The 14,482-nt window shown below is 57.0% G+C and carries 14 protein-coding genes; 9 read left to right on the forward strand and 5 right to left on the reverse strand.

Annotation, left to right across the window (positions count from 1 at the left end):
* Positions 1–3: 3 nt before the first annotated feature.
* Complete coding sequence (ubiA, locus tag SPH27_RS19545; RefSeq protein ID WP_032662636.1) at positions 4–873, forward strand: 4-hydroxybenzoate octaprenyltransferase; 870 nt, start codon at positions 4–6, stop codon at positions 871–873.
* Positions 874–960: 87 nt separating this feature from the next.
* On the opposite strand, the gene zntA is transcribed toward ubiA, so the two are convergent.
* Positions 961–3,132 carry a Zn(II)/Cd(II)/Pb(II) translocating P-type ATPase ZntA gene (zntA, locus tag SPH27_RS19550; RefSeq protein ID WP_182072253.1) on the reverse strand — a complete coding sequence of 724 codons (2,172 nt, stop codon included), beginning with the start codon at positions 3,130–3,132 and terminating at the stop codon, positions 961–963.
* Positions 3,133–3,208: 76 nt separating this feature from the next.
* Positions 3,209–3,835, reverse strand: a complete 627-nt coding sequence (locus SPH27_RS19555; RefSeq protein ID WP_029741976.1) for a lysoplasmalogenase — start codon at positions 3,833–3,835, stop codon at positions 3,209–3,211.
* A gap of 129 nt (positions 3,836–3,964) precedes the next feature.
* Here SPH27_RS19555 and SPH27_RS19560 point away from each other — a divergent pair, with 129 nt between their 5' ends.
* On the forward strand, positions 3,965–4,321 hold the full coding sequence (locus tag SPH27_RS19560) for a DUF2500 domain-containing protein (protein ID WP_182072255.1): 357 nt from the start codon (positions 3,965–3,967) through the stop codon (positions 4,319–4,321).
* 60 nt (positions 4,322–4,381) lie between these two features.
* Here SPH27_RS19560 and SPH27_RS19565 read toward each other — a convergent pair whose 3' ends face one another.
* Both SPH27_RS19565 and rsmD read right to left on the reverse strand, forming a co-directional pair.
* On the reverse strand, positions 4,382–4,663 hold the full coding sequence (locus tag SPH27_RS19565; protein WP_010436509.1) for a DUF1145 family protein: 282 nt from the start codon (positions 4,661–4,663) through the stop codon (positions 4,382–4,384).
* Positions 4,647–5,249: a 16S rRNA (guanine(966)-N(2))-methyltransferase gene (rsmD, locus tag SPH27_RS19570; RefSeq protein ID WP_047059431.1), complete on the reverse strand. Its 603-nt coding sequence runs from the start codon at positions 5,247–5,249 to the stop codon at positions 4,647–4,649. Before rsmD ends, SPH27_RS19565 begins: the two co-directional genes overlap by 17 nt.
* Positions 5,250–5,376: 127 nt before the next feature.
* On the opposite strand from rsmD, the gene ftsY reads away from it, so the two are divergent.
* The 6 genes from ftsY to livJ all read left to right on the forward strand — a co-directional run bounded on the left by ftsY (position 5,377) and on the right by livJ (position 12,362).
* Positions 5,377–6,837 (forward strand): signal recognition particle-docking protein FtsY, encoded by a 1,461-nt coding sequence (gene ftsY / locus SPH27_RS19575; protein WP_096150240.1) that lies wholly within the window; start codon positions 5,377–5,379, stop codon positions 6,835–6,837.
* A 2-nt stretch (positions 6,838–6,839) separates the two neighbouring features.
* A complete protein-coding gene (ftsE, locus tag SPH27_RS19580) occupies positions 6,840–7,505 on the forward strand; it encodes a cell division ATP-binding protein FtsE (protein ID WP_025758973.1) in 666 nt (221 codons plus the stop codon).
* Positions 7,498–8,553 carry a permease-like cell division protein FtsX gene (ftsX, locus tag SPH27_RS19585; RefSeq protein ID WP_032662628.1) on the forward strand — a complete coding sequence of 352 codons (1,056 nt, stop codon included), beginning with the start codon at positions 7,498–7,500 and terminating at the stop codon, positions 8,551–8,553. Before ftsE ends, ftsX begins: the two co-directional genes overlap by 8 nt.
* 251 nt (positions 8,554–8,804) lie before the next feature.
* On the forward strand, positions 8,805–9,662 hold the full coding sequence (gene rpoH / locus SPH27_RS19590; protein WP_033144392.1) for an RNA polymerase sigma factor RpoH: 858 nt from the start codon (positions 8,805–8,807) through the stop codon (positions 9,660–9,662).
* Between the two features lie 136 nt (positions 9,663–9,798).
* Complete coding sequence (locus tag SPH27_RS19595) at positions 9,799–11,064, forward strand: 4-aminobutyrate--2-oxoglutarate transaminase (RefSeq protein ID WP_182072257.1); 1,266 nt, start codon at positions 9,799–9,801, stop codon at positions 11,062–11,064.
* Positions 11,065–11,261: 197 nt separating this feature from the next.
* Entirely contained in the window at positions 11,262–12,362 is a 1,101-nt protein-coding gene (gene livJ, locus SPH27_RS19600) for a branched chain amino acid ABC transporter substrate-binding protein LivJ (RefSeq protein WP_072163886.1), read from the forward strand.
* A gap of 177 nt (positions 12,363–12,539) precedes the next feature.
* On the opposite strand, the gene panM is transcribed toward livJ, so the two are convergent.
* Positions 12,540–12,923: an aspartate 1-decarboxylase autocleavage activator PanM gene (panM, locus tag SPH27_RS19605; protein WP_033144393.1), complete on the reverse strand. Its 384-nt coding sequence runs from the start codon at positions 12,921–12,923 to the stop codon at positions 12,540–12,542.
* A gap of 424 nt (positions 12,924–13,347) precedes the next feature.
* Between panM and livK the strand changes: the two genes are divergently transcribed.
* On the forward strand, positions 13,348–14,457 hold the full coding sequence (gene livK, locus SPH27_RS19610; protein WP_182072259.1) for a high-affinity branched-chain amino acid ABC transporter substrate-binding protein LivK: 1,110 nt from the start codon (positions 13,348–13,350) through the stop codon (positions 14,455–14,457).
* The last annotated feature ends 25 nt before the right edge of the window (positions 14,458–14,482 follow it).

Here is a 14,482-nt window from a genome sequence, read left to right on the forward strand (position 1 = left end):
AAAATGGAGTGGAGCCTGACGCAGAATAAGCTGTTGGCGTATCACCGCTTAATGCGTACCGATAAACCCATTGGCGCGTTACTGCTGCTGTGGCCGACCCTGTGGGCGCTGTGGCTCGCCACGCCAGGCGTGCCGCCGCTGTGGATCCTGGCCGTGTTCGTTGCCGGCGTCTGGCTGATGCGCGCTGCGGGCTGCGTGGTGAATGACTATGCCGATCGTAAATTCGACGGTCATGTTAAGCGTACTGCCGGACGTCCGTTACCCAGCGGGCAGGTCACCGGGAAAGAAGCCCGCGTGCTGTTCATTGTTCTGGTGCTGCTCTCTTTCCTGCTGGTGTTAACCCTCAACACCATGACCATTCTGCTTTCCGTTGCGGCGCTGGCGTTGGCCTGGGTATATCCCTTTATGAAGCGCTATACCCACCTGCCTCAGGTGGTGCTGGGCGCGGCGTTTGGCTGGTCGATTCCGATGGCGTTTGCGGCGGTTAGTGAGTCCTTACCGCTCAGCTGCTGGCTGATGTTCCTGGCGAACATTCTCTGGGCCGTGGCGTATGACACGCAATACGCGATGGTAGACCGCGACGATGACCTGAAGATTGGCATTAAATCCACCGCCATCCTCTTTGGTCGTCAGGACAAGCTGATTATCGGCATCCTGCAGGTCGCGGTACTGGCGCTGATGGTTGCGATCGGTCGCCTGAACGGGCTGAACTGGGAGTTTTACTGGTCCGTGCTGGTGGCGGGACTGCTGTTTGCTTATCAGCAAAAGCTGATTGCTAAGCGTGAACGCGACGCCTGCTTTAAAGCGTTTATGAACAACAACTATGTCGGTCTGGTGCTGTTTTTAGGCCTGGCGATGAGCTATTTCTTATAAAAAAGTCGGGTGGCGGCTTCGCCTTACCCGACCTACGAGTTAGCAGGACATCTAGGCCCGGTAAGCGTTAGCGCCACCGGGCTTTTTTTATCGGCGACGCAGCAGCCGAAGCGCGTTCGCCGTCACCAGCACCGTTGCCCCGGTATCCGCCAGCACCGCCAGCCACAGTCCGGTCATGCCGAGCAGGGTCGTCACCAGGAAAATCCCCTTCAGACCGAGCGCAATGCCGATGTTCTGACGGATGTTGGCCCGCGTCGCGCGCGCCAGGGCGATCGTCTGCGCCAGGCCGGTCAGGCGGTTGTGGGTCAGCGCCGCGTCGGCCGTTTCCAGCGCCACGTCGGTACCACTGCCCATTGCAATACCAATGGTGGACGCTTTCATCGCCGGGGCATCGTTAATCCCGTCACCGACCATTGCCAGCGGCGCGCGGGCGTTCAGCGCCGTCACGGCGCTGACCTTATCCGCAGGCAACAGTCCGGCTTTAAACTCCAGCCCCAGCTCACCGGCAATCGCTGCCGCCGCGCGAGGGTTATCACCGGTAAGAATAACGCCCTGCACGCCCAGCTTGTGCAGCGCCGCTACGGCTTCTTTGGCGTCATCGCGCAGGGTATCGCGCAGCGCCAGCATTCCCTTCGCGACACCGTCCTGCAGGACGGTCACGACGGTTTGTCCGGTCTGTTCTAACGCCTCAACCTCTGGACTGGAAGACTTGCCTGCCGCGACAATCAGCACATTTTTACCGTCAACGGTGGCCTCAATCCCTGACCCGACCAGCGCTCGCTGGGCGGTTGCCGGAGGGATGTTCAGCCCGCGCGACTGCGCTTCTCGCACAATCGCCTGCGCCAGCGGGTGAGTGGACCCCTGTTCAACGGCGGCGGCCAGTGTAAGCAGCTCATCTTCACTGATGTCCTGCGGATAGACGCCGGTCACCTGCGGCTTGCCCACGGTCAGCGTACCGGTTTTATCGAAGGCGATATGCTGAACCTGGCTCAGCTGTTCCAGCGCCGCGCCGCCCTTAATCAGCGCGCCGCGACGCGCCGCCGCCGCCAGACCTGAGGTAATCGCCGCCGGGGTGGAAATCACCAGCGCGCACGGGCAGCCAATCAGCAGCAGCGTCAGCCCTTTATAAATCCAGCCCTCCCACGGCGCGCCAAAGAACAGCGGCGGGACGACGGTGACCAGCAGGGCAACCAGCATGATGGCAGGGGTATAAATCCGGCTGAAGCGATCGATAAAGCGTTCGACCGGCGCGCGGCGTTCCTCTGCCTCTTCAATCAGCTTCAGGATACGGTCGATGGCGCTGTCGCCCGGCTCTGAAAGCACGGTGAGCTGCACCAGACGGTCGACGCTGGTGGCACCAGCAGGCACTTTTTCACCTGCGGCACGCTCTACCGGAATGGATTCCCCGGTCAGGGCGCTTTCATCAAAGCTCGCGGTGGCGGTAAGTAGCGCGCCGTCTGCGGGCAGACGCCCCCCTGCGGCCACTTCAATCACGTCGCCCGGGCGCAGCGTATTGATGGCGACCGTTTCACGCGTGCCGTTTATCACGCGAGTGGCGGTTTCCGGCTTCAGCGCCATCAGCGCGCTGACCCCTTTACGCGCCCGGCTCGCCGCCCAGCCCTCAAGGCGTTCGCCGATTAAGAACAGCAGCAGCACCATCGCCGCTTCTGCCGTCGCGCCAATGAACAGTGCGCCGATTGCCGCCACGCTCATCAGCGTTTCGATGGCAAACCAGCTGCCGCTTTTCATCAGGCGAAGCGCCTGACGGGCAATCGGGAACAGCCCGACCAGCGTGGTGGCGATAAACGCCAGATTGCCGAACGGATGGTTAATCTGCTCCAGACCCCAGCTCAGGGCCATCATGATGATGAGGGTAATGAGCGGCAGGTTTTCTTTCAGGGAGGAGGCTTTTTCAACGGGCGCCGTTTCGCTACGCAGGGTATAGCCCGCCTTGCTGACGGCGGCTTCAACCTGTTTGCTGACGTCGCTATCGGCGCTGACCAGCAGCTTTTCGGTGGCGAACAGCACCTGAACGTGACTCACGCCCGGCACCTGCTTGACGGCGTTTTCCACCTTGCGGGCGCAGGCCGCGCAGTCCATGCCGTTGACGACCCAGCTGTAGCGGTTGCCGCTTTCAGGAAGGGGTTGAGTTGGCGTTTCGCACGCGCCTTCGCAGCAGCAGTCGTCTTTCGACGGAGCCGGGCTGAGCTTAAGTGCCGAGAATTGAGGAACTTTTTTAGGTATTTCTGGAGTCGACATGGCAGTCTCCGGCAATGATAATTTTCTCATTAACCGCAGCATACACTCTGGAGTCGACTCCAGAGTCAAGCGCTATTTAGATGTACAGCGAACGCACAATCAGGAAATGCCCGGCAAAGTAACACGCGGAGGCTATCGCGTTATCCGCCCGGAAGCGGCGGCGATAGTGGCTGCCCAGCCAGACGACATTCCCGATCAGCAGCAGCGCGGCGCCGAAGAACGCGGACATCGCCGGAGCGGTCGGACGAAAGAACCACAGTTCACCTGCCAGCCATACCATTACCAGCGTCATGGCGATAAACGTACAAACCGGCAAACGCATCTCTTCCAGACGCGACCAGATCACCGCGATCAGCAGGGCGCCAATCACCAGCAGGACCAGCGGCAGCGGCCAGAAGAAAGAGAGCGTCATCTGGCTGGCGAAGTAGATGGTATACAGCAGATGCGACAGGAAAAATGCCCCTACGGCATACAGCAGGCGCTGGCGCGGCAGCAGGGTCAGGGCATCGCCAATCAGAGAGGCGCACAGCCCGGCGAGCACCAGATAGCTGACGGCGTTAAACATTGGCGCTTGCCAGGCCAGCAGCAGCAGGAGCAACAGCGTGACCGGTTTAAACAACCAGCGCTGCCAGGTGGGACCACGGTACGACGCATCGACATAAAGCCATGCGGAAAAACAGACAGCGATAAATGACCAAAGCATATTAACTCCCTGTATCTGTTAAGCCTGAATAATCAGTTTCTGATCCAGTGTAGTGACGCGGGCGGGCGTTTGGCAATGGTGGGGAAGGCAAGGTATCCTGAATTCCGCATAATCTGATGGGATTTTTCAATGAGCAAGATGCCGCTTTTTTTCATTATCGTGGTGGCGATTATCGTCATTGCCGCCTCGTTTCGTTTCGTGCAGCAGCGCCGCGAGAAGGCGGATAACGATGCCGCACCGCTGATGCAAAAGCGCGTGGTGGTGACGAACAAACGCGAAAAACCGCTCAATGACCGCCGCTCGCGCCAGCAGCAGGTGACGCCTGCGGGCACAACAATGCGCTATGAAGCGAGCTTTAAGCCGGAAACGGGCGGCCTTGAGATGACCTTCCGCCTGGAGGCGCAGCAGTATCATCAGCTGACGGTAGGGGAGAAAGGGACGTTGAGCTACAAAGGGACGCGGTTTGAAGGGTTCAGGACGGAATAATGCATGAACGGTCCCCTCTCCCTGTGGGAGAGGGTTAGGGTGAGGGCATCAGGCCGCGCCTTACTTCTTCACCTGCGCCTTAAACTTCTTCATCCACACCAGCAGTTCAAACACGCCGAAAATAAACACGCGCAGCTGCTGCCAGCCCGTCATCTGCGGGCCGTCTTTCGGCAGGCCGTTTTTCAGCATCACCATCTGCAGGGCATGCATAAACGACGTGAAAATCAGCGCGACGTTAACGAAAATATTCATCGGGCGCGGGAAGGGGTGTACCAGGTTGAGAATTAAAAACGCCCAGACGCCCAGCATCAGCAAACGTCCCAGGTTAATCAGTACCGGCATCGGAGCCTCCTTGTGCCTGACGGTGATAAAGACGATAAGCGACCTGGCCGGCGACCTTTTCGCGGTGCAGATCCCAGTGGGCGGGAACCGGCGGTAAACCGTTTTCCACTTCGCTTTCAACGTAAATTAGCGCGTCATCCGCCAGCCAGCCGTTTTGTTCCAGCAGGCATAACGTCTCTTCCAGCAGCCCCTTGCGGAACGGCGGGTCGACAAACACCACGTTATGCGGCGTGCCTTTCTGCGCAAGAAAACTCAGCGTATTGGTGTTCACGACTTTGGCGTTGCCCGCCTTCAGCGTCGCCAGATTTTGCTGCAGCGTCTGCGCCACGCCGCGCTCCATCTCCAGCAGCGTGGCGCTGGCGGCATAGCGCGACAGCGCTTCCAGGCCGAGCGCGCCGCTTCCGGCGAAGCAGTCCAGGCAGTGGGCGTCTACCATTGACGGGGCCAGCCAGTTAAACAGCGTCTCGCGCACGCGGTCGGTAGTAGGGCGTAAACCGGGGCTGTCCGGCACCGGTAATTTCCGGCCTCGCCACTGACCGCCGATAATACGAATTTGACCGGCCGGGGCGCGGTTGGGTTTCTTCATCTCAGGAAAGCTCTGTTAACAATTGGCCTGCGATTGCGGGCGGTGATGTCAATTAAGTAAAGTGTTAGACTATTTCATCATTTTTTTAGCTTCCATGTATATAGCGCCGCGAGGAGTGTAGTCGCAGATGGCAAAACAAAAAAAACGTGGCTTCTTTTCCTGGCTGGGCTTCGGTGAAAAAGAGCAAGAAACAGAACAGAAAACCGAAGAGCAACAAGCCGTTGAAGAGCAGTCACAGCCTGAAACGCCTGTAGAAACCGCCGCGGTTGTCGAAGCGGAAGAAACGGCGCACAGCAAAGAAGAGATTGAATCCTTTGCTGAAGAGGTGGTTGAGGTCACGGAACAGGTTCAGGAGAGCGAGAAGCCAGAGCCGGTTGTCATTGAGGCCCTTGCCGAAGCGCCGCAGGCCGTAATCGAGCACGAAGAGCTGCCGCTGCCGGAAGAGGTGAAAGCCGAAGAGGTTTCTGCCGAAGAGTGGCAGGCGGAAGCGGAAACCGTTGAAATTGTTGAGGCGGTGGAAGAAGAAGCGGCACTCGAGCCAGAGCTGACCGACGAAGAGCTGGAAGCCCAGGCGCTGGCGGCAGAAGCCGCGGAAGAGGCGGTCATCGTCGTGCCGGTGGAAGAACAGCCGGAAGAAGAGATCGTTCAGGAGCAGGAAAAACCGACCAAAGAAGGTTTCTTCGCGCGCCTGAAGCGCAGCCTGCTCAAAACCAAAGAAAACTTAGGTTCCGGATTTATCAGTCTGTTCCGCGGCAAGAAGATCGACGACGATCTTTTTGAAGAGCTGGAAGAACAGCTGCTGATTGCGGACGTCGGCGTGGAAACCACCCGTAAGATCATCGCTAATCTGACCGAAGGGGCGAGCCGCAAACAGCTGCGCGACGCCGAAGCGCTGTACGGCCTGCTGAAAGACGAGATGGGTGAAATTCTCGCAAAAGTTGACGAACCGCTTAATATTGAAGGCAAAACGCCATTTGTTATTCTGATGGTTGGCGTGAACGGCGTGGGTAAAACTACCACCATCGGCAAGCTGGCGCGTCAGTTCGAACAGCAGGGCAAATCGGTGATGCTGGCGGCGGGCGATACCTTCCGCGCGGCAGCGGTTGAGCAGCTGCAGGTTTGGGGCCAGCGCAACAACATTCCGGTGATTGCCCAGCATACCGGCGCGGACTCCGCGTCCGTGATCTTCGATGCCATCCAGGCGGCGAAGGCGCGCAACGTGGACGTGCTGATTGCCGATACCGCAGGGCGTTTGCAGAACAAATCGCACCTGATGGAAGAGTTGAAGAAAATCGTTCGCGTCATGAAGAAGCTGGACGAAGACGCGCCGCATGAAATTATGCTGACCATTGATGCCAGCACCGGACAGAACGCCATCAGCCAGGCGAAGCTGTTCAATGAAGCGGTAGGACTGACGGGGATCGCGCTGACCAAGCTGGACGGCACCGCGAAAGGCGGGGTGATCTTCTCCGTGGCCGATCAGTTCGGTATTCCTATCCGCTACATCGGTGTGGGCGAGCGTATTGAGGATTTGCGTCCGTTTAAGGCGGACGACTTTATTGAGGCATTATTTGCCCGAGAGGACTAACAATGATTCGCTTTGAACACGTCAGCAAGGCCTATCTCGGTGGGAGACAAGCGCTGCAGGGGGTAACATTCCACCTGCAGCCGGGCGAGATGGCATTCCTGACCGGCCATTCCGGCGCGGGGAAAAGTACCCTGCTCAAGCTTATCTGTGGGATCGAGCGGCCAAGCGCCGGGAAAATCTTTTTCGGCGGCCATGAGATCAGCCGCCTGAAAAACCGCGAAGTGCCGTTCCTGCGTCGTCAGATCGGCATGATTTTCCAGGATCACCACCTGCTGATGGATCGCACCGTTTTCGATAACGTGGCCATTCCGCTGATTATTGCCGGCGCCAGCTATGACGATATCCGCCGTCGCGTCTCTGCGGCGCTGGATAAGGTCGGGCTGCTGGACAAAGCGAAGAACTTCCCGATCCAGCTCTCCGGCGGTGAACAGCAGCGCGTGGGCATCGCCCGCGCGGTGGTGAACAAGCCTGCCGTACTGCTGGCGGATGAACCAACCGGTAACCTGGACGATGCTCTGTCCGAAGGGATTTTGCGTCTGTTTGAGGAATTCAACCGCGTAGGAGTCACCGTATTGATGGCCACGCACGACATCGGGCTCATTTCCCGTCGTTCGTACCGCATGCTGACCCTGAGCGACGGGCATTTGCACGGAGGCCACGGTGAATAAGCGTGATGCAATAAACCAGATTCGGCAGTTCGGAAACCGGTTTGACCGTTTCCGTAAGCCGCAGGGCGGTGGTGACGGCAATCGTAATGCGCCGAAGCGCCAGAAGGCCGCGCCAAAACCGGCCTCCCGTAAAACCAACGTGTTTAACGAGCAGGTGCGCTACGCCTTCCACGGCGCGCTGCAGGACCTGAAAAGCAAACCGCTGGCGACGTTCCTGACGGTGATGGTGATCGCCATCTCCCTGACGCTGCCAAGCGTCTGCTATATGGTCTATAAAAACGTCAACCAGGCGGCCTCACAGTATTATCCGTCGCCGCAGATCACGGTCTATATGGATAAAGCGCTCGACGATAACGCCGCCGCGCAGGTGGTCGGGCAAATCCAGGCCGAGCAGGGCGTGGAGAAGGTCAACTATCTCTCACGTGAAGACGCGCTGGGCGAGTTCCGTAACTGGTCTGGCTTTGGCGGCGCGCTGGATATGCTCGAAGAGAACCCGCTGCCCGCCGTTGCGGTGGTGATCCCGAAGCTGGATTTCCAGGGGACCGATTCGCTTAACACCCTGCGCGATCGCATCACGCGCATTAAGGGCATTGATGAAGTGCGCATGGACGACAGTTGGTTTGCGCGCCTTGCTGCCCTGACCGGGCTGGTAGGACGCGTCGCGGCGATGATTGGCGTGCTGATGGTGGCGGCGGTCTTCCTCGTCATCGGTAACAGCGTGCGCCTGAGCATCTTTGCCCGTCGCGATACCATTAACGTGCAGAAACTGATTGGTGCGACGGATGGTTTCATCCTCCGACCGTTCCTTTACGGTGGCGCATTGCTCGGTTTTTCCGGTGCATTTCTTTCACTGATATTGTCAGAAATTTTGGTGATGCGGCTTTCGTCCGCCGTCACTGAAGTGGCGCAGGTTTTCGGAACGAAGTTTGATATCAGTGGCTTAGGCTTCGATGAGTGTCTGTTGCTGCTGCTGGTTTGTTCGATGATTGGGTGGGTGGCAGCCTGGCTGGCAACCGTTCAACATTTACGTCACTTTACTCCCGACTAATAAAAGCGTGATATAATCTTTCCCTGCACCGAGATGCTCGCTCTGCAGGGAAAGCGTCCCTGTTGTCGCTTCCCCTGTTATCATCTTCATGTCACAATTTGTGCGTAATTTATTCACCGTTGCACCTGGAACTTGTGGATAAAATCACTGTCTGATAAAAGAGTGAATGCTAATCTCGTTGCTCAAACGCTTTGGCATGGTTGTTGCCTGACGGGGACGACCAGGACCAGAAGAAACATTGAGAGGAATGAATGACCAAAGAAATGCAAACTTTAGCTTTAGCCCCTGTTGGTAACCTGGAATCTTATATCCGGGCTGCGAACACCTGGCCGATGTTAACGGCCGAGGAAGAAAAGGAGCTTGCTGAAAAGCTGCATTACCAGGGCGATCTGGAAGCAGCGAAAAAGCTGATCCTGTCTCACCTGCGCTTTGTTGTTCACATTGCTCGTAACTATGCGGGCTATGGCCTGCCGCAGGCGGACTTGATTCAGGAAGGCAACATCGGCCTGATGAAGGCTGTGCGTCGCTTTAACCCGGAAGTGGGTGTGCGACTCGTCTCCTTCGCTGTGCACTGGATCAAAGCAGAAATTCATGAATACGTGCTGCGCAACTGGCGTATCGTGAAAGTCGCCACGACAAAAGCGCAACGCAAACTGTTCTTCAACCTGCGTAAAGCCAAGCAGCGTCTGGGCTGGTTCAACCAGGATGAAGTGGAAATGGTGGCGCGCGAGCTGGGCGTATCCAGCAAAGACGTGCGTGAGATGGAATCCCGTATGGCCGCGCAGGACATGACCTTTGATATGTCCTCCGACGACGACGCATCTGACAGCCAGCCGATGGCGCCGGTTCTGTATCTGCAGGATAAAACCTCTAACTTTGCTGACGGCATCGAAGAGGATAACTGGGAAGATCAGGCCGCGAACAAGCTGACCCATGCGATGGAAGGCCTCGACGAACGTAGCCAGGATATTATTCGCGCCCGCTGGCTGGACGAAGACAACAAGTCCACGCTGCAGGAGCTGGCCGACCGCTACGGCGTTTCTGCGGAACGTGTCCGTCAGCTTGAAAAGAACGCCATGAAAAAACTTCGCGCCGCTATCGAAGCGTAATTTTCGCGAAGTACACCGAGAACCCCTGGATGAGAGTCTGGGGGTTTTGTTTTTTTAGCGCCCGCTCTGGCGAATTCCCTCCCCCTGGCAAACACTTACTGATGCGCTAAGCAGGCGACTTTCTCAGGGGGACAGGGTGAAAAATAACGAACTGAACGACCGGCGTTTACAGGCGACGCCGCGCGGCATCGGCGTGATGTGTAACTTCTATGCTGATAAAGCTGAAAACGCCACGGTGTGGGACGTGGAAGGTAACGAGTACATCGACTTCGCCGCCGGGATCGCGGTGCTGAATACCGGCCATCGCCATCCAAAAGTCATTTCCGCCATTGAAAAACAGCTCCACGCGTTCACCCATACGGCGTACCAGATTGTGCCGTACGAAGGCTATGTGACGCTTGCCGAGCGCATCAACCAGCGCGTGCCCGTTGACGGTCCGGCCAAAACCGCGTTCTTCTCCACGGGGGCAGAGGCGGTCGAAAACGCGGTCAAAATTGCCCGGGCGTACACCAAACGTCCTGGCCTTATCACCTTTGGCGGCGCGTTCCACGGCCGCACCTTTATGACCATGGCGCTGACCGGCAAAGTTGCGCCGTACAAGCTCGGCTTTGGCCCGTTCCCCGGTTCGGTGTATCACGCGCAGTATCCGAATGAACTGCACGGCGTCAGCACGGCGGAAGCGTTGAAAAGCCTGGAACGTATCTTTAAAGCGGATATCGCACCCGACCAGGTCGCGGCCATTATTCTCGAACCGGTTCAGGGAGAGGGCGGTTTCAACATTGCGCCAGCTGATTTTATGCAGGCGCTGCGCGCCCTGTGCGACACCCACGGTATTTTGCTGATTGCCGACGAGGTGCAAAGCGGCTTTGCCCGTACAGGCAAGCTGTTCTCGATGGAACACCACTGCGTTAAGCCCGATCTGATCACCATGGCGAAAAGCCTGGCGGGCGGGATGCCGCTTTCGGCGGTTTCTGGCCGTGCGGAGGTGATGGACGCACCCGCGCCTGGCGGGCTGGGCGGTACCTACGCCGGAAACCCGCTGGCAATTGCGGCGGCACATGCCGTGCTCGACGTGATTGATGAAGAGGATCTCTGCACGCGCTCGGCGCATCTTGGCCACCACCTGGTGGAAGTGCTGAATAAGGCGAAGGAACACTGCCCGTATATCGCTGACATTCGCGCGCAGGGCTCGATGGTGGCGGTGGAGTTTAACGACCCGCAAACGGGTCAGCCTTCGCCGGAATTTACCCGCCAGGTGCAGGAGCGCGCGTTGCAGGAAGGGCTGCTGCTGCTGAGCTGCGGCGTCTACGGCAACGTCATTCGTTTCCTCTATCCGCTGACTATTCCTGAAGCGCAATTCCGTAAAGCGCTGGACATTATCTCCGCGTCGCTGACACGTTAAAGCCATATGCCCGGCGAAAATCCCTGCCGGGCTTATCATATATTCATTTCAAATTAGCTATTCCAAAATCATAAAAATCGGGTATGTTTTAGCAGAGTATGCTGAAAAAGCGCGGACAGCACACCTATAATTGACATAAAGCGCTGCACAACAACATCACAACAATCGTAATAACCATAATAATGGGGAATCTCAGGATGAACATGAAGGGTAAAGCGTTACTGGCAGGATGTATCGCGTTGGCATTCAGCACCATGGCACAGGCAGACATCAAGGTGGCTGTAGTTGGCGCAATGTCCGGTCCGGTAGCACAGTACGGCGACCAGGAATTTACCGGCGCTGAGCAGGCGGTTGCAGACATTAATGCCAAGGGCGGTATCAAAGGCGAAAAACTGCAGATCGTAAAATATGATGATGCCTGTGACCCGAAACAAGCGGTCGCGGTCGCGAACAAAGTGGTGAACGACGGGATCAAATACGTTATCGGTCACCTGTGCTCTTCCTCGACTCAGCCTGCGTCTGACATCTACGAAGACGAAGGTATTCTGATGATCACCCCGGCAGCGACCGCACCGGAGCTGACCGCGCGCGGCTACAAGCTGACCCTGCGCACCACCGGTCTGGACTCTGACCAGGGCCCAACCGCGGCGAAATACATCGTTGAAAAAGTGAAGCCGAAGCGCATTGCCATCGTTCATGACAAGCAGCAGTACGGTGAAGGTCTGGCGCGTTCAGTGCAGGATAACCTCAAGAAAGCGAATGCCGACGTGGTGTTCTTCGACGGGATCACCGCCGGTGAGAAAGACTTCTCCACCCTGGTGGCGCGTCTGAAGAAAGAGAATATTGATTTCGTTTACTACGGTGGCTACCACCCGGAAATGGGCCAGATCCTGCGCCAGGCGCGCGCTGCGGGCCTGAAAACCCAGTTTATGGGCCCGGAAGGCGTGGCGAACGTTTCCCTGTCTAACATTGCGGGTGAATCAGCCGAAGGCCTGCTGGTGACCAAACCGAAGAACTACGACCAGGTTCCTGCGAACAAACCTATCGTAGATGCCATCAAGGCGAAGAAACAGGATCCAAGCGGCGCGTTCGTCTGGACCACCTACGCGGCGCTGCAGTCTCTGCAGGCGGGCCTGAACCAGTCAGCCGATCCGGCTGAGATTGCCACCTGGCTGAAAGCGAATACCGTCGAGACCGTCATGGGACCACTCTCCTGGGACGCGAAGGGCGACCTGAAAGGCTTCGAGTTCGGCGTGTTTGACTGGCATGCTAACGGTACGGCGACAGACGCCAAATAATTTTCCCGTCGCCTTTCGCGCCGCAGGTGCGTTGGCTGCGTTATTCAACCCCGGTCACTTACTTATGTAAGCTCCCGGGGATTTCATAACTTGCCGCCTTCCTGCAACACGAAATGCTTGGGAAAATACAGTGGAGAATGTAGGCCGGGTAAGGCGCAGCCGCCACCCGGCTTTCTTTTAGCGCTTCTCCCACCCGCTATCCTGCGCCGTAAACCCTAACGCCTGCATAAACGCCGCCATCACGCCGCGGTCTTCCACGCCCACGTCAGCCATCCACCATGAGGTCACGCTCGGGTTTTCGCGGATCACTTCTTCAATTAAATACTGTCCCACACCGCGACGACGGGTGACGTCACGCACGCGCAGCGAGTCCAGCGCTCCCTCTGTACCGCTCAGGGTTACGCGAACCGCTGCCAGCAGGCGTTCGTTAAAACGCGCGGCATAAATGCGGTGGGTCTCATCAACGCGCAGCGACGAAGGGGAATATTCCGGCCAGATCTTGCCCAGGTCGATATGATCCTGGTCGCTAAAGGTCACCAGACGCACGATAGTCAGTTTCATTAGCCACTTGTCCAAATCAGATTGAGTAGGGGCAGTGTACTCAATTTATTCACTCAGCGGCTTCCTCTTTTTATTCTCATTAACCAGGTGATTAGTTTTTTGGCAACGCGATGTGCAGTTTGAAAACACATGGATCGAAAAATAAGCAGAATTTTAACCTGAACGGTAGTGATTTATTCGGCGCTTTGTACCGTTATTTTATGCTGCAAACTGCACTTTTATTTGTTTATCTCTGCCTGATTTCAGAATATTATCTTTGCTTAATCGCCTGAAAAATAGAGATTTTAGTCTGGTTTTTGACAAAAAACTGCGCTAAACCATTAAAGGCACTGGTAAAAATAGCGTTGTTCATTAAAAGTACAGAATGCTTTTTAACCATAATAAAACAAAATATAAACACGACATCACGAATGGGGATTCAGAGATGAAAAGGAACGCGAAGACGTTAATCGCGGGGATGGTCGCACTGTCGATCTCGCATGCCGCTATGGCAGACGACATTAAAGTTGCGGTAGTGGGCGCGATGTCCGGCCCTGTTGCCCAGTGGGGTGACATGGAGTTCAACGGCGCGCGCCAGGCCATCAAAGACATCAACGCCAAGGGCGGTATCAAAGGCGACAAGCTGGTGGGCGTGGAATATGACGACGCCTGCGATCCGAAACAGGCCGTCGCGGTCGCCAACAAAATCGTCAACGACGGTATTCAGTATGTGATCGGCCACCTGTGCTCATCCTCCACGCAGCCGGCGTCTGATATCTACGAAGACGAAGGCATTCTGATGATCACCCCAGGCGCAACGAACCCGGAACTGACCCAGCGCGGCTATCAGCACATCATGCGTACCGCCGGTCTGGACTCCTCGCAGGGCCCCACCGCCGCCAAATATATCCTCGAGACCGTTAAGCCACAGCGCATTGCCATTATTCATGACAAACAGCAGTACGGCGAAGGCCTGGCGCGCTCCGTGCAGGACGGCCTGAAAAAAGGCGGCGCGAACATCGTCTTCTTCGACGGCATTACCGCCGGTGAGAAAGACTTCTCCGCGCTGATTGCCCGTCTGCAAAAAGAGAATATCGACTTCGTTTACTACGGCGGCTATTACCCGGAGATGGGCCAGATGCTGCGTCAGGCGCGCGCCACCGGTCTGAAAACCCAGTTTATGGGGCCAGAGGGCGTGGGCAATGCCTCCCTGTCAAACATCGCGGGGGATTCTGCCGAAGGCATGCTGGTGACGATGCCAAAACGCTATGACCAGGATCCGGCCAACAAGGCTATCGTGGATGCGCTCAAGGCGCAGAAGAAAGATCCGAGTGGTCCGTACGTCTGGATCACCTACGCGGCCGTACAGTCTCTGGCCACCGCGCTGGATCGCTCCGGCAGCAAAGAACCGCTGGATCTGGTGAAAGATTTAAAAGCACACGGGGCGAACACCGTGATTGGGCCGCTGAACTGGGATGAGAAAGGCGATCTGAAGGGATTTGAGTTTGGTGTCTTTAAGTGGCACGCCGACGGTTCATCCTCGGTCGCCAAATAATTATCCCACCGCCCGGCATGACGGG

Source organism: Enterobacter sp. A103 (assembly GCF_034427535.1).
GTDB lineage: Bacteria > Pseudomonadota > Gammaproteobacteria > Enterobacterales > Enterobacteriaceae > Enterobacter > Enterobacter asburiae_B.

Coding starts and splice junctions, on each gene's coding strand:
- livK (WP_182072259.1), top strand. CDS start 13,348: ATGAAAAGGAACGCGAAGACGTTAATCGCGGGGATGGTCGCACTGTCG.
- ubiA (WP_032662636.1), top strand. CDS start 4: ATGGAGTGGAGCCTGACGCAGAATAAGCTGTTGGCGTATCACCGCTTA.
- ftsE (WP_025758973.1), top strand. CDS start 6,840: ATGATTCGCTTTGAACACGTCAGCAAGGCCTATCTCGGTGGGAGACAA.
- rsmD (WP_047059431.1), bottom strand. CDS start 5,249: ATGAAGAAACCCAACCGCGCCCCGGCCGGTCAAATTCGTATTATCGGC.
- zntA (WP_182072253.1), bottom strand. CDS start 3,132: ATGTCGACTCCAGAAATACCTAAAAAAGTTCCTCAATTCTCGGCACTT.
- SPH27_RS19555 (WP_029741976.1), bottom strand. CDS start 3,835: ATGCTTTGGTCATTTATCGCTGTCTGTTTTTCCGCATGGCTTTATGTC.
- livJ (WP_072163886.1), top strand. CDS start 11,262: ATGAACATGAAGGGTAAAGCGTTACTGGCAGGATGTATCGCGTTGGCA.
- ftsY (WP_096150240.1), top strand. CDS start 5,377: ATGGCAAAACAAAAAAAACGTGGCTTCTTTTCCTGGCTGGGCTTCGGT.
- rpoH (WP_033144392.1), top strand. CDS start 8,805: ATGACCAAAGAAATGCAAACTTTAGCTTTAGCCCCTGTTGGTAACCTG.
- SPH27_RS19565 (WP_010436509.1), bottom strand. CDS start 4,663: ATGCCGGTACTGATTAACCTGGGACGTTTGCTGATGCTGGGCGTCTGG.
- SPH27_RS19560 (WP_182072255.1), top strand. CDS start 3,965: ATGAGCAAGATGCCGCTTTTTTTCATTATCGTGGTGGCGATTATCGTC.
- panM (WP_033144393.1), bottom strand. CDS start 12,923: ATGAAACTGACTATCGTGCGTCTGGTGACCTTTAGCGACCAGGATCAT.